This is a genomic window from Dactylosporangium sp. NPDC049140 (assembly GCF_040648435.1).
On sequence record NZ_JBEZDS010000003.1, the window covers coordinates 65766 to 80020 of the forward strand.

9 protein-coding genes and 1 pseudogene are annotated in these 14255 nt (G+C 71.3%); 4 read left to right on the top strand and 6 right to left on the bottom strand.

Annotated features, from left to right (window positions below; all coding sequences use genetic code 11):
* Nucleotides 1-15 precede the first annotated feature (15 nt).
* From AB0B76_RS06570 to AB0B76_RS06580, 3 genes are all read right to left on the bottom strand, one after another.
* A complete protein-coding gene (locus AB0B76_RS06570; RefSeq protein WP_360370418.1) occupies nucleotides 16-1623 on the bottom strand; it encodes an alpha-galactosidase in 1608 nt (535 codons plus the stop codon).
* A gap of 492 nt (nucleotides 1624-2115) precedes the next feature.
* Nucleotides 2116-3135, bottom strand: a complete 1020-nt coding sequence (locus AB0B76_RS06575) for a LacI family DNA-binding transcriptional regulator (RefSeq protein WP_360370420.1) — start codon at nucleotides 3133-3135, stop codon at nucleotides 2116-2118.
* Between the two features lie 309 nt (nucleotides 3136-3444).
* Nucleotides 3445-4227: a beta-galactosidase small subunit gene (locus AB0B76_RS06580; RefSeq protein WP_360370422.1), complete on the bottom strand. Its 783-nt coding sequence runs from the start codon at nucleotides 4225-4227 to the stop codon at nucleotides 3445-3447.
* Nucleotides 4228-4422: 195 nt separating this feature from the next.
* Here AB0B76_RS06580 and AB0B76_RS06585 point away from each other — a divergent pair, with 195 nt between their 5' ends.
* The 3 genes from AB0B76_RS06585 to AB0B76_RS06595 all read left to right on the top strand — a co-directional run bounded on the left by AB0B76_RS06585 (nucleotide 4423) and on the right by AB0B76_RS06595 (nucleotide 7513).
* Entirely contained in the window at nucleotides 4423-4788 is a 366-nt protein-coding gene (locus tag AB0B76_RS06585) for a hypothetical protein (RefSeq protein ID WP_360370426.1), read from the top strand.
* 207 nt (nucleotides 4789-4995) lie between these two features.
* Nucleotides 4996-5973 carry a LacI family DNA-binding transcriptional regulator gene (locus AB0B76_RS06590; protein ID WP_360370429.1) on the top strand — a complete coding sequence of 326 codons (978 nt, stop codon included), beginning with the start codon at nucleotides 4996-4998 and terminating at the stop codon, nucleotides 5971-5973.
* Between the two features lie 304 nt (nucleotides 5974-6277).
* Nucleotides 6278-7513: a hypothetical protein gene (locus AB0B76_RS06595; protein WP_360370432.1), complete on the top strand. Its 1236-nt coding sequence runs from the start codon at nucleotides 6278-6280 to the stop codon at nucleotides 7511-7513.
* Between the two features lie 1090 nt (nucleotides 7514-8603).
* Here the strand turns inward: AB0B76_RS06595 and AB0B76_RS06600 are convergent.
* Together AB0B76_RS06600 and AB0B76_RS06605 are read right to left on the bottom strand one after the other, a co-directional pair.
* On the bottom strand, nucleotides 8604-8882 hold the full coding sequence (locus tag AB0B76_RS06600) for a hypothetical protein (protein WP_360370434.1): 279 nt from the start codon (nucleotides 8880-8882) through the stop codon (nucleotides 8604-8606).
* A gap of 271 nt (nucleotides 8883-9153) precedes the next feature.
* Entirely contained in the window at nucleotides 9154-9942 is a 789-nt protein-coding gene (locus AB0B76_RS06605) for an XRE family transcriptional regulator (protein ID WP_360371633.1), read from the bottom strand.
* Nucleotides 9943-10295: 353 nt separating this feature from the next.
* Here AB0B76_RS06605 and AB0B76_RS06610 point away from each other — a divergent pair.
* Nucleotides 10296-10976, top strand: a pseudogene (locus AB0B76_RS06610) (TIGR03619 family F420-dependent LLM class oxidoreductase); the annotation flags it as partial.
* A 120-nt stretch (nucleotides 10977-11096) separates the two neighbouring features.
* Here the strand turns inward: AB0B76_RS06610 and AB0B76_RS06615 are convergent.
* A complete protein-coding gene (locus AB0B76_RS06615) occupies nucleotides 11097-14024 on the bottom strand; it encodes an AAA family ATPase (RefSeq protein ID WP_360370437.1) in 2928 nt (975 codons plus the stop codon).
* Nucleotides 14025-14255 lie beyond the last annotated feature (231 nt).

Below are 14255 nucleotides of genomic sequence, written 5' to 3' on the forward strand. Positions count from 1 at the left end.
GTTGCGATGCGGGGGTCAGGCGGGGGAGAGCCGGCACAGGCCGGCCGGCGGCACCGGCAGGCGGTGCAGGCCGGGGCCGAGCTCCCGGATGTGGATGCCGGCCGATCGGCCGCAGGCGTCGGTGACCGCCAGGCGGACCCGTGCGGTGTCGGCGAGGTCGAGCACGAGGTGGTCGGCGGTGGTCGAGTTGATCAGCGCGACGTCGGTGAACCGTCCTGGTTCCAGCGCCACCACCCGGTGCTCGCCGAACACCGTGATGACGGCCCGGTCGCCGTTCCAGGCGGTGACGGTGGCGTCGCGTTCGTGCGGCCGGCCGGCGTGGCGTTCGCCGTCGATCAGCACGTCGCGGTACCGCCGCCAGAGCCCCAGCCACCACGCCGTCATCGCGCGGTGCTCGGCGGACAGCTCCGCGAGCCGCACGGAGACCTGCGGGATTGCGTAGAGGGCGGAGTGCAGCTGCCGAGCGGCCGCCTCGACACCGGCGCCGGGGTCCCACATGAGCATGTCGCAGTGCACCGTCGCGCCTGGGGCGAGCCGGGCGATGTCCAGCGTGCGCACTCGGTTGGCGGTCGCGTCCGCCGGGCAGTCGCTGGCCCGCAGCAGGTTGCCGAAGCGGCGCATGCCCGGCCCGGCGTAGGGCTGGCGCAGCTCGATGAGCAGGTCCTCGCCGCGCAGCGCGCGCAGCCGGGTGTACAGCTCGTCGAGCAGGGTGCGCATCGCCTCGCTCACGTCGGCGGCACGGTCATCGTCGCCGGTGTTGTAGACCATGGCCGTCTCCAGGAAGTCGAGCTTCAGCCCGTCGAGCCCGTAGCGCTCCACGAGCTCGGCACAGCGCTCGACGACGAAGGCGCGCACCTTGTCCTGCCGGGGGTCCAGCACCTGGCACGCCAGGCGCGGCACCCGGTGCGGGGCGAGGCCTTCGAGCGCGCCGTGGGCGAGGCTGCGCTCGCCGAGCAGCAGCGGCGCGATCCAGGCGACGTAGGACAGCCCCATCTGCCGTACCCGGCGTACGTGCGCAGCGAAGTCCGGGAACTTCGCCGGATCGGGCGTCCAGTCGCCGCAGCCGGAGTACTTGCGGCTTTCGGCGTGTGCCTGCCAGCCGTCGTCGAGCAGCAGCAGCCCGCATCCGAGTTCGGCCGCGATGGCGGCCTCCGCCTCCACCGCGGCGGCGCTGACGTCGCGGTGCATCGAATACCAGGTCGAGTACGCCGGGGTGCGGCCGGCCTCGGGGGTGCGCAGGGCGTCGCCGGTGCCTGGCATCCACCGGGCCAGGGCGCGCAGGGCGTCGTCGGCGGGACGCCCCGGCGCTTCGATGCGTAACCGGCACTCCTCGCCGGCCCGCATCGGCATCGCAAGCCATACGCCGAAGCGGGCCGTGTCCTCCGAGAGGCCGAACCGGATCAGGGTCGTTGCGTCGCTGCGGTCACCGGCGAAGGCGAGCAGTGACCGCCCGGCGCCGTCGTACAGGCAGCCCGCGACGGCCGAGTCAATGAGCCCGACCCGCCGCCAGTCGCCCTCCCAGTCCGCCGGGAGCGGGCGCTCCCAGCCGGCCGCGGGGTGCCAGTAGCCGACTCCGTCGCCGAGCGGGACGTCGATTCGTACCAACGTTGTCCCAGAACCCATGCTGAAGATCCGAACCACGGTGGCGTCGGCCTGTGGATCGGCCTGCAACCGCACGCCGTCCGTCAACGTGGTTACCGCAATGTTGCCCGCATAAAGGACATTTCCGTCAGTCCAGAGATGCGAGTTGTCCGTTACGTCCATGAAAGTTGCCCTTCCGGCCCTAGCGGGGGCTTGGCGCGGGGGAACGGTAACCCGCGCGAGACAACGTTGTCCAGCCGTCGGTCCGGGGCAACTCGGAAGCCGGGGCGATTTCGAGGTGGCTGCGCACGGCCCGAGGGGCCGGCCTCCGTCGGGGGCGATGGTGCCGGGATGGGTTCATATTCCGTGGTGACGGCGTGTCCGCGGGCACTCGTCCGGCCCCGGTTGGCGCGGGAAAGCGGGGGAGATCGCGGACCGGGTGCGACGGCCGGCCCGGCCGAAGCGGGGAACTTCTGTACGGTCTAACGTTGTCTCGAAGTGGCTGCCGAGCGGCGCGACCCGGCCGGGCGCCAGTCAGCCCTTGCTGCGCTCTACCAGCGTGGTCGGGATGACGATCGTCCGGGGCCGTGAGCGGTCCCCCGCGATTCGCTGGAACAGCAGCTCTGCGGCGACGCGGCCCATCTCGCGGGCGTCGGTGGAGACGACCGTCAGCGGGTGCGGCACCAGCGCGGCGGCCTCGAAGTCGTCGAAGCCCACGATCGCCACGTCGCTACGCTGCCGGCCCAGCACGCTGAGCGCAGCGAGGGTGAGCCGGTTGGTGAGCGTGAACAGGGCGGTGGGCGGCTCCGGCGACTCCAGCATCCGCTCCACCGCCGCCTGTGTGTCGGGGGCCGAGTGCAGCCCGTCCCGGATCAGGTCTGGCCGGTACGGCAGCCCTGCACGCTCCATCGCGGCCTCGGCCGCCGTCAGCCGTTCGCGCATCGTGTAGATCGTCAGCCGGTCCGCGAGCACCCCGATGCGTTTGTGGCCCAGCGCCACCAGGTATTCGATGGCGCTGCGCGCGCCCTGTTCGTTGTCGATGAGCACGGTGTCGGCCCGCACGCTGGTGGGCGGGCGGTCGAGGAAGACCACCGGCGTGCCCACCGCCATCTCGGCGCGCAGGTGGTTCTGGTCGCCCCCGGCCGGCACCACGAGCAGGCCGGCGACCCGCCGCTCACACATTTCCAGCACCAGGCCACGTTCGCGCTCGCTGTCCTCCGCCGAGCTGGCCGTGATGAGCATGGCGTCGTGATCGAGCGCGCCTTGGGCGGCCCCGGCCGCCAGGCTGGAGTAGAAGGGGTTGGCCAGATCCTCGTCGATGACCAGCCCGACGGTGCCCGACGTGCTGCGCGAGCGGAGGCTGCGCGCCATGTCGTTGCGCCGGAACCCCAGCTCCGAGACCGCGGCCAGCACCCGCTCGGCCAGCGCGGGGTCGACCGTCGGCACCTGGTTGACCACCCGCGACACGGTCTTGAGGCTGACCCCGGCCAGCCGGGCGACGTCGGCCATGGTTGGGCGGTAGGGGCCCGTGCCGGTCATGGGCGGTGTGCTCATCGGACTCGTGGCTCCTGAGGCCTGCGCGGACGAGGATCTCACGGTACCGACGTTATCCCGCGCCACCAATCCCACCGGCTGGCGCGGACGAAGGCCGTGGCGGCCGGTGGCGTCGCGCGCGACGAGACTCAACGAACTCCAACCAGAACCAACGGCGCCCGCGCGTCCGGTGGATCAGGCCGATATTCCCTGGTCAATGGCAGGGTGCTGGTCAGAGCTCGATAGCAAACCTACAAGGCCGGGGGCCACCTCCGGGTCTTGAGAACAAACTACACACCATGATCCGACGAAATTCCACCAGAAGCAACGCTACTGTTCCAGCCGCAACGAGAAGGACAGCGCGAACGGTCCGGCCTCCAGCACGTCGCCGGCTCCCGGGCCGGGGCCGCAGGCCGCGCTGCCCAGGCCCTGCTGGGCAACGTCCGGGTTGACGACGACCCGCTCGCCCGGCACCAGGTCAGTGGTGTGCCGGGCCCGGCCCAGCTGCTCGCTGCTCCACCGCCACGCGCTGAACTCCACCGTCGGATGACCGGTGATCCGCAGGCCCGAGCCGCCCGGCGCGCGCAGCCCGGCCCAGCGCACCGCGGTCCGGTTGCCGTTCTCCTGGGGGTACACGTAGGGCGTCTGCAGCTCGTCGACGGTCGCGGCGAACCGGTCGACGCGCACGGCGGCTCGCGAGTCGGCGTACGCCTCGCCCGGACCGCCGCCGAACCACTCGACCTCGCCCAGCCGGGCGGGCACCGACAGGCGCATCCCGACCCGCGGCAGCGGCACGCTCCACTCGCCCAGCGGGACGATCGTCGCGTCGAGCGCCACCGAGTCGGGGTCGGCGGACCAGCAACAGGTGACCATGACGGCCAGATCGGAGCCGGCCGGGGCGACCCGGGTCACGGTGACCAACTCGTCCCCGTCGATGGCCAGCTCCCGCAGCCGGTGCGTCATCCGGTCCGGTCCGAGCGCCCGCCACCGCGGCTCCGGCGGGTCGGAGCCGAGCCGGTCGTTGTCGATCGGCGCCCGCCACACGTCGAGCCTGGGTCCGGCCACCTCCAGGTCGCCGAGGCGGACCAGCCGGCCGTACCGCGGCTCGAACACCGCCGGGCCCAGGCGCAGCCGCCCGTCCGCCTCGCGGCGTACCCGCGGGCCGACCGGCCGGGGCGCCGGCGGGGCCGGCCGCAGCCGGGTCTGGGCCCGGCCCAGGACGCTGCGCCTGGCCGCCTCGGGCCGCCCCCCCCGATCACGGTCGCGGTCACCCTGTGCGCACAGTACCCCCGTCCGCCGTACCTGCTGGTGAGCGGCGACCGGGGGAGCGCGCGACGGTGGTACGAGACCGAGGTGCTGGAGGTCGCGCCGACCGGCCGGCCCGCCTTCACCGAGCGGCACGCTCGCGTCGACCTGCTCGACGACTTGCTCCGGGCGATCGGCGACCCGGGCGCCGCACCGCGCTGTCCGCTCGAGGACACCCGGCCGTTCGTCGGCGTCGTGGAATGGCGGTCCGGCCGGGCGGTCCGGCCCGTGCCGGCCGAGGCCCGTCGCCGCCACGACGACGAGCTCGGGCCGCGGTGGAGCATCGCCGGGGTCGAGGAGGACATCGAGCGCGCCGTCGCCGAGTCGCGGCTGTTCTCCGAGCTTCGCCCGCGGCCCAGCTGGCTGTAGCGCGACGCCCCGGTCTTCCGCGTCTTCTGTTGGGTACTGCGGGCAGTCCCAGGCGCCCGGCTCACCCGCGTCTGCCGGTCACGATTGCGGCCGTTTCCCTGGCGCGGGCGCACGGTGGTTGCGCGCGGCGGGCCGATGGCGCAGTGTTAGCCGACGGACGGCACGGGAGGCCATGTGGAACCGCTGAGCCCCATGACGTTGGCTGAGTTGGCGAGATTGGCCGACGGGTCGGTCGCGACGACCTCGCGTGACCTCAACGGTGGAACCCAGCGTCCCGCAATCGAGTTGGGTCAGCTACTCACCTACCTGCCCAGCGCCGCGGCGCAGGGTGCGGCTCGCGGCCACACCAACGTCGTCGGCCTGATCGTTCACGACGTCAGCGACCCGTACTTCTCCTCCATCGCCGCCGGGGTCACGGGGGCGGCCGACGAGCAGGACATGATAGTCACGCTGGCCGACACTCGCCGCCGCCCGGAGCGGGAGGCGAAATACCTGGCGTCGCTGCGGCAGTTGCGCTGCCGGGCAGTAATCCTCGCCGGCAGCCGCAGCACCGACCAGGCCTCAGAGGCGCGGCTGCAGCGGGAGATCGCCTCGTTCATCGGCGACGGCGGCCGGGTGGCGATGATCAGCCAGCAGCTGCCGGGGGTCGACACGGTGCTGGTGGAGAACAGCGCGGGCGCCCGCGACCTAGCCCGCGACCTGTTCGATCTGGGGCACCGGTCCTTCGTGGTCCTCGCCGGCCCGGCGTCGCTGCGCACCTCCCGCGACCGGGTCTCCGGATTTCTCCAGGGGCTCGCCGACCGGGGACTGCGGCTGGACCCCCGGCACGTGATCCACGCCGACTTCACGCGCGACGGCGGGTTCGCCGCCGCGATGCGGTGGCGCACCTCAGGCATCGAGGCGACGTGCCTGTTCGCGGCGAACGACGTGATGGCGGTCGGCGCCATGGCCGCGCTGCGCCAGTTCGGCCGGTCGGTGCCAGACGACGTCTCGATCGCCGGGTTCGACGACATCATCCCGCTCCACGACATCTCACCGGCGATGACGACCGTACACATTCCGCTGGAGACCCTCGGGACAGAGGCGATGGGCCTGGTGCTCGCCCCGCACGGCGGCCTCACGCCGCAGGTGAGACGCATCCGGTGCACCGTCAGGCTCAGGGAGAGCACGCGTCGCATCCCCTGAGGCTTGCGGTGGCTTAGTCCGTCACGGCCAAGGAGACCTTGGAGTTCCCGGGTTCCTGGACGACCTGCGTGCCCGCCTGAAGGCGGGCACGTTCCGGCCAGTTCCGGTGCGGGAACGCAAGATTCCGAAGCCGGGCGGGTCGGGGTAAGGTCCGCGGCCCCGCTCCTTCATGGATGACACAGAGGGGTGCCTGCGTGCGCGCGGGACGTCGCGGCGGCGCATCCCGGCGAACCGTGCGTCGCGGCAGGTGGCGTGCGGGCCGCGGGGCAGCACGCAGCGGGCGGGTCACCTATTGTTTCCCGCCGTGACTGACGCTGCTGAACCGGCCTCGATCGACGAGCCGGTCGCGATACAGGAAGAAGACAGGCCGACCGCATCGGCCGCGGAGGAGTTCGCCCCCACAGAACGGGCCGCCTCGGGCTCCGCCGAGGAGCCGGCCGCCTCGGATGACGACGATGACGACAAGCCGGGCGGCGAGCCCGTCCCGTCCCGCGGGCGGGGCCGCCTCGCGCTGGTCGCCGCGGCCGTGCTACTCGGAAGCATCGTGACCGGCGGCGGGGCCGCCTGGTGGCTGCTGCACCCCGACCCACGCGGCGTGGCGGAGGACTACTTCGCCCGCCTGGCCGCGGGCGACGCCTTCGGCGCCCTGCGCGACGTCGACAAGAGCTCGATCGCCGCGGAGCTGCCCACCGCCGACCTGTTGCTCAGCGGCGCCGCCCTGGTCGACCCGGCGTCGCGGCCCCAGCACATGAAGGTGACCCACGTCGCCCAGTCCGGGGACAGGGCCACCATCACGGTGCAGTACCAGGCGAACGGCGCGACCGTGACGCAGACCCTCGACGCGCAGCGCCGCGGACGGAAGTACCAACTGGAAAATCCGCTTGTCAAGCTGTCCTTCACGAACCTGTCGGACGCGGAGAAGCTCAAGGTCAAGGTGAACGGCGTCGCGGTCGACCCGGCCAAGAACGGACCGGCGTTCCCGGGGGCGTACGCCGTCACCACCCCCGCGAACGAACTGTTCGACGGCCGGTCCGTCACGGTCGTGCCGGCGGCGGACGACGTCGCCGTGATCACGCTGCCGGCGCCCACCATGTCGGCGGACGCCAAGCCCAAGGCCGACGCGGCGATCAACACCGCGCTGCAGACCTGCTTCGGCGCCGCCTCCCCGCAGTTCGTGGCCGCCGCCGGTACCCCGGACACGCCCACCTCCTGTCCGGCCCTTCCCGGGACGTTCGCATCGATCGACATGTTCGGGGACCCTCCGCTCGAGGCGCTCGAGGGGATGACGATGACGCCGGGGAGGATGGTCGCCACCTCCGGGGCCACGCTGACGATCACCAAGCTGCCCACCTTTGCGTATACGTCCGGGGCAGGCGGCGAAATGCGCTTCACCGGCAGTGACACCGTCGTGCACTGGGCCGTCATCTGGACGCTGTCGGACGGCCGCAAGTTCGACGGCAAGTCCGGCGACATCACCATCCAGCCGAAGGGTCACGTCGGCCTCGACGCCTCGAGCAAGATCAAGGTCACCTTCGACTGAGCGATCCGCTTCCCGACGCCGCCGTCGCGCGACGGCGGCGTCGGGCGACCCGGACGGCCAACATCCTGCACGGTATCGGCTGCCGGCGCAGATCTTGACGGCATCCGGCGCAGGTGGCCACTCCACGAAAGCTTCCCGCCGCCACGGTTCCCACCTGGAAAACGCTTTCTCTTTCTGTCAACGGCCGGGACCACCGAGTGACGACCACCGTGAACCACCTGGCGGCAGACGGTCAGTGAGGCATGGACGGTGAGCAGCGACGAACCCGGACCACGCTGATGTCGTTGCGGCGTGCCAGCGCCCGCGGCCATCGGACGAGCGTCGTTGGTAACCCTCGTCCGGTTCTGGCGCACCGCGAACCTCGCGCGCTGAAGGAACACGGCGAGTTCGGGAGAACACGGCCACGGACAACACGGCCACGGACACTGACGGCGCGTCAACGACACGATCTCTACCGGATCATGGCGAGTGGTGCGGGAAACACGGGATTGCCATGATCCGGTAGAGAACGTGTCGCTGCAGCCATCCATCGCCGCGGCGGTGAACGGGTGCTTTCGTCAGCGCACCTCGCGACAACCGGTTAGGCGTCGCCAGTCGCGGTGGCGGGCGCGGCGCGGCAGGAGTCGAGGCGTCGGGCATGGTGTGGCGGTGCGAGGCGTGACGGCGGTCGGCACCCCGCCGCGATGCCAGGTGCGGCACCGGGCGACGAGCTTCGCGAAATCGGCGCCAAGCCCGTGCGCCACGCTCATTTCACATCCTGCCAGCCCTTCGCGGCGCTGTCCGGCCAGGACGCGGGCCCGCCGCGCCTGGCAAGCCACTCACCGTCGGTGACGAGCCCGGCCGATCACCATGCTTCCGCAGCGCGGCAAATCCGGATGCCCTGGGTGGGCTGACGGTCGCGGGCACGGTTTGGGTGGCACCTCCACAGGTGCCCGAGGCCGAGGCGGCCGCAACGGACGCCAGAAGGAGGACCGGGTCCAGGTTGCTGGTGCGCGACCCAAGCGCCGTCGTCCCGGGCGAGCTGAGCACGGTGCTCGCCGCCGGTTCCGGGCGCCAATGCCGCGTAGGCCCTACCGGAGGCGCCACCCGTTCAGCGCAACCGGTCCGGCGGGTCGCCGAGGCCGTCGATGCCGCCGTCGGGGTACTCGCCGGACACCTCCGGGGCGGCCTGGAACGGCAGGATCCGGTCCACGTCGCCGGGCCGGGCGACGCGAACCTCGGACAGGTCCCCCGGCAGCACCCAGACCTGCACTGTCGCGCCCGGCGTAAGCGCCGCGGCGTCGTCTGAGCGCAGGCGGTACCCGGAAGCCAGCGAGAATGCGGCGGATGGTGCCGGCGCCGACCCGGTGACCGAGCCCGACGAGCTCACCTTGGATCCATCGATACCCCCATCCCGGGTTCTCCCGGGCCAGCCGCACGACCAGGTCACGGACGTCGTCGCTGACCCGTGGCGCCCCGCCTGGCTCGGGTAGGTCCAGTGTCGGCGGACCAGCCGGCGGTGCCAGGCCAGCAGCGTGGCCGGAGTGACGATCCGATGCTTCAACAGTTCCCGTGGCACCGCCCGGACCAGCGCGGACAACACCGCCCGTTCCGGCCATGACAGGCGCAGCCGACCGACCTGGCGACGTAGCACCGCCACCTCATGGCGCAACACCATCAGCTCCGCGGCCATCACGGACTCGCTCCGCACGGCCTGCGGCAGCCAGCCGAACACCCGCACAACGCTCAGGTACAGCAGCCGAACCAACGCGCCCGCCATCCTGCACCAACATCACGGAACAGCAGCTCACGCCATGTGCGACGAGTATTGGCGCGGTACAGGACATCGACGTGCATCCAGTGCGGCAGGCGCGGTAGCGATGGCGCCGGACGGCGAAAGGGTCACGGCCATTGGACGCGGGTGAGGATGACCGCATAGCGGCACTCGGCATCGCTGTTGTTGGCGAAGACGTGCGGGACTGTTCATCGACTTCGATCGAGTCGCCCGGGTTGAGTTCGTGCACCGCATCGCCCTCGTGGAAGGTCAGCCTGCCGTCGAGCACCCAGATAGCCTCCCGCTGGAAGGCCAGGGATGCTGCCGGATACGGTACGCGGGCCCCGGGCGGCAGGCGGACTTCGGCGATGTCTGCAGGGAAGCGCGGCCCGGTGATCTGGCGCCGGCGATATCCGGTGGCAGGATCGTGCCATTCCGCGGCGTCGGCCGTCCGGTGCACCCCAGTGGCCTCAGCAGGGGTGAGTAGGGCGGAGACGGGGACCTGGAAGGCAGCGGCCAGTTTGCCGAGGATGACAGCGGTGGGGCTGCTCTCGGCACGCTCGATCCGGTTGATCATCGCGCGGGACACGCCGGAGGCGTCCGCGACCTGCGCCAGACCCGGCACGCCCGCGCGCCTCAGTGAACCCGCGGACGCCGTCCGCGGCATCCGCACCATCACGCACCGCCCCTGATCCGGGCAGTCCGACGAGACGGTTCGGCGACTCCTCATGCAGCGCTGCCGACCACTCAGGGCCCCAAGTGCCGGCAGAACCATCCCGGCACCCGCAGGATCCACCTCTCCCGATGCCTGACTCATCTCCCTTGGTTAGGCCGATCCTCGTGCCTGGGAAGGAGTCGTGCAGCTCCGCTGCCGGGGGCACGGGTTGGCCACCGTGCCGGCAGGACCGCCGGGCAGGTCCCCGGCGGCGTAGGGCCGCGGCGCATACGGGCCGCGCCTGGCGTCGCTGACTCGTCGGGACTGCCGATGTCTGACAACCCGTTTATGTATTGCACCTGTTGGAGGACCCCATGGAACTCGGTCTCGCACTGCCCACCGCCGGGCCGCAGACCTCACCGGAGACGATCGTCAAGGTCGCCAAGGAGGCCGAACGGCTCGGCTACACCGCCTTGTGGACGTTTGAACGCCTGCTCCGCCCGATCGACAAGGTCGTGCTGTGGACGGGGGGTGAACCCGAGATGTTGCCGGAGTTCTACGGCTCGACGTACGAGCCGCTGGAGACGCTGAGCCATATCGCCGCCGTGACCGAGCGGATCAAGCTGGGCACCGCGGTCCTGGTGGCGCCGCTGCACGTGCCCGTGATGCTCGCCCGCCGGCTCGCCACCCTGGATCGGCTCAGCGGCGGCCGGGTCATCGCCGGGCTGGGACAGGGCTGGCAGCACAACGAGTTCGAGACGGCGAACGTGTCGAGCAGGCGCAAGGGCGCCCGCACGGAGGAATTCATCACGGCGATGCGGGCCGCGTGGAGCCCGGACCCGGTCCGGCACCAAGGCGAGTTCTACAGGATCGCGCCTTCGCAGGTGAACCCCAAGCCGGTCCAGGCCCGCATTCCGGTGCTGCTGGCCGCGAATTTGCCGGCCGCCGTCAAGCGCGCCGGCCGGATCGCCGACGGCGTGATCCCGATCGCCTCGGCGTCCTCGCGCCGTGAGGATCAGCGTGCAGCGCACGCCGACCCCCACCGGGCCGGAGCACCGGGACCTCGCATAGATCACCTGAACACCGCCACGACTGGACCTGGACGGCCCGCCCGACCGTCCTCCCAGCCACTGCCCACCGGCGAGGTCGAACGCCAGCACGCCGGGAGCGGCAGATCAGGGCGGGTGTTTCAGCACGTCGAGTCTGGAGTTATGCGATTCGGCGGTGTTCAGCGGTGCGTTGTCGAACGGTTCGCTGGCCGTCTTGATCTTCGGTGTGGGGGACGCTGGCCGTGGGGCCTGCTCGTGCTCGTCGACGGTGGTTGTATCCAGCGCGGCGCGGAGGGCGGCGCGTGAGGTGATGCCGAGCTTGGGGAATATCCGGTGCAGGTGGGCGCCGACCGTGCGGTGGGACAGGAACAGCTGTTGGCCGATCTGTTTGTTGGTCAGGCCGGTGGCCGCCAGCGTGGCGATCTGCCGCTCCTGCGCGGTCAATGCGGGCGTGCGGGTGTCGGGCCCGGTGGTGGCGGTGGCGACTCCGGTGGCGCGGAGTTCGTCGCGGGCCCGTTGCGCCCACGGTTCGGCGTGGAGCCGGTTGAAGGTTTCGATGGCGGCGCGGAGGTGCAGCCGGGCGCGGGTGGTGTCGCGGGTGCGGCGTAGCCATTGCCCATAGGCGAGGTGGACGCGTGCGTGTTCCCACGGCCACCGGTCGGCGTCGGGCAGGGACAGTGCCGCCTCGAACAACGCGCCCGCTTGGTCGTCTGGGGCAGCCAGGGCCGCGGCCCCGGCGGTGATCAGCGCCGAGCGGGTGGAGACGCGGGGGACGCCGGACTGCTGGGCGGCGGCGACGTGGGCGCGGGCCTCCTCGACCCGCCCGGTACGTACGTCCGCCTCGACCAGGTCCATGACCATCCACCGGGCAGGAATGCCGGTGCCGGGGATGCTGGGCAGGCCGATCCAGGAGGTCTGGGCGTAGGCCTCTTCGTACTCGCCTCGGCCCAGGTTCGCGATGGCGAGCGCCTGCCGGGCGAATGCCTGCGTCAGCCCGATGCCCCGCGGCGCGGCCCAGGTCATGACCTCGCTGGTCAGGGACTGGGCGAGGTCGGCGTTGCCGCGAGCGGCCGCAACGAGTGCCTGCCTGATCCGAAGCTGTGCCTTGAGAAGGTGATAACCGTTGGCGACTGCCAGGTCGAACCCCTCACGTGCCAGGGTCTCGACCTCGTCCCACTGCCCGCGGTGGTAGGAGTCGATGGTGAGCAGCAGCAAGCCGGTGAGCGCCAAGGCGATCGCGCCGCCGTCGCGTTCCCGCTCGATCATGTGCCAGACCAGGTGGCGATAGTCGGACAGGGCGTCCATCCGCATGGCCGCGAACGCCAGGGGGATGAGCCACTGGGGTGCCGCTTCGGTGGGTAGCGCGGCGAAGGCGCGGGCGAGGCCCTCGTGCACCGTTGCGGAGGTCCGGGTCGAGTGGGTGAACGCGTCGTAGCACAGCCGCAGGGGCATTGCCGCCTGCGGTTCGAAGCGGGCCAGCGCGTTTCCCAGCAGGTCCCAGAACATTGGCCGGGCGGCGTAGATGCACACGAACAGCAGCGCGTACAGCAGGTCGTCGATCCACTCGCTGGTGGGCTTGGCGGTGGCCGCGTCGTCGAGCGCCTGGGTCAGCAGGCGATACGCGCCATTGGCATCGCCATCGGCATGAAGCAGGTAGGTTGCCGTAGCGGCGGCGAAGACTGATCCGCTGCGCGTGCCCGAGACCAGCCGGGCGTCATCTGCCTTGCGGGCGTCGGCCAGCAGTCGGGGCACCTGGTCCAGCGGGCCGGTGCTGCTGGCCAGATATGCGGCCTCGATCAGCCGGCGGGACCGGTCGGCCGGTTGTGGGCTCAGTTCGGCAGCGCGTACCAGCGCGGTCACCGCGGCGGCCGCGCCGCCACGGCGGAACTCGGCAAGGAACGCCTGCTCCAGCACGTGGGCCACCGCTTCGTCCGGGCCGGTCGCGGCTTCGGCCAGATGCCACGCCCGGGGGCACGGGTCGTCGGCCACGTCGGCCAGAGTCTGGTGCGCCGCACGGCGCTCAGCCGGCGAGGACAGTTGCACGATCACCGAGCGGATCAGCGGAGGGCGAAACGACATACGGCTGGCGACCGGGTCCGCAAACACCAGGCCGGCCTGTCGCGCCGACTCGAGGTCATCGACATCCGCGCGACCCGTGGCCGGCAGGAGCATGGCCAGACTCGCATCGGGCTCGAGCGTGACCAGCAGCAGCACGTGCCGGGTCTGTGCGGGCAGACTCTCGATCGCCGGGGCGAAGGCCGCCTCCAGCCGCCCGGAAAGAGGCAGGAACACGGGCAGCGGGTCCTGGCCGTGGCGCTGCCGGTCGGTCAGCGCCGCGGGCAACTCGCGCAGCGCGAGGGGATTGCCGGCAGCCTCGTCGAGCAGCCGCCGCCGCACCGACGGTGCCAGCTGCGGATACCAGCTGTCCAGCAGGGTGGCCGCCGGCTGCTCGTCGAGTGGCCTGACATCCAGTTGGGGTAGGCGGACCTCGTCGAAGAAGCTGACGACCCCGGTGCGGGCCGTGGCAAGGAACGCCACCGGGGTATCGGCAAGGCGGCGGGCGACGAAGCCCAGCACCGTCGCGCTGGCGCGGTCCAACCACGGCACGTCGTCGACTATCAGCAGCACCCGACATTCGGCGCTGACCTCGCTGAGCAGGGCCAGCACCGCCGTCGAGACCACCAACACGTCCAGCGAGGCTGCCTGCGCGAGATCGAAAATCTGGTCGATGACCTCACGCTGGCCCACGGCCAGCCGGCCGGCACGCTCACGCAGCGGATAAAGCAGCTGATGCAGCGCCGAGAAGCTGATCTCCGCCTCGGACTCCACCCCCGAAGCGTGCAACACCCGCAACCCGGCCGCCTCGGCCCGCACCGCCGCGGCATCCAGCAGCGATGTCTTGCCGATCCCGGGCTCGCCGCGCAACAGCAGACAGAGGCCTGTCGGGCTGCGCTCGGCAAGCAATGCCTCGATCAGCTCCAGCTCGGCCGTGCGGCCCAGCAGGTTGACTACGGTCCGTGATTCCACTAGCTGTCCCGTGTGGATGATTCTCATTGGGAAGACTTTGGTGATCGACCGGGAAAGTCTGCGGCGCTCACCGCGCGAGGAACCCCATGTTTTCTGCAACCTTAGCGCCCTTTGACCAGCTGTGGACGATCACCTAATTCCGTGATCGTCCACAACCAGCTGATTCTCACCTTTCCGAGCCCGCTTGATCGTCGTCGGTCCTCTGACGAGCCGAAATGCCATCGGCATGTCCGCATGCCGAGCCACTGGTTCGGGCTG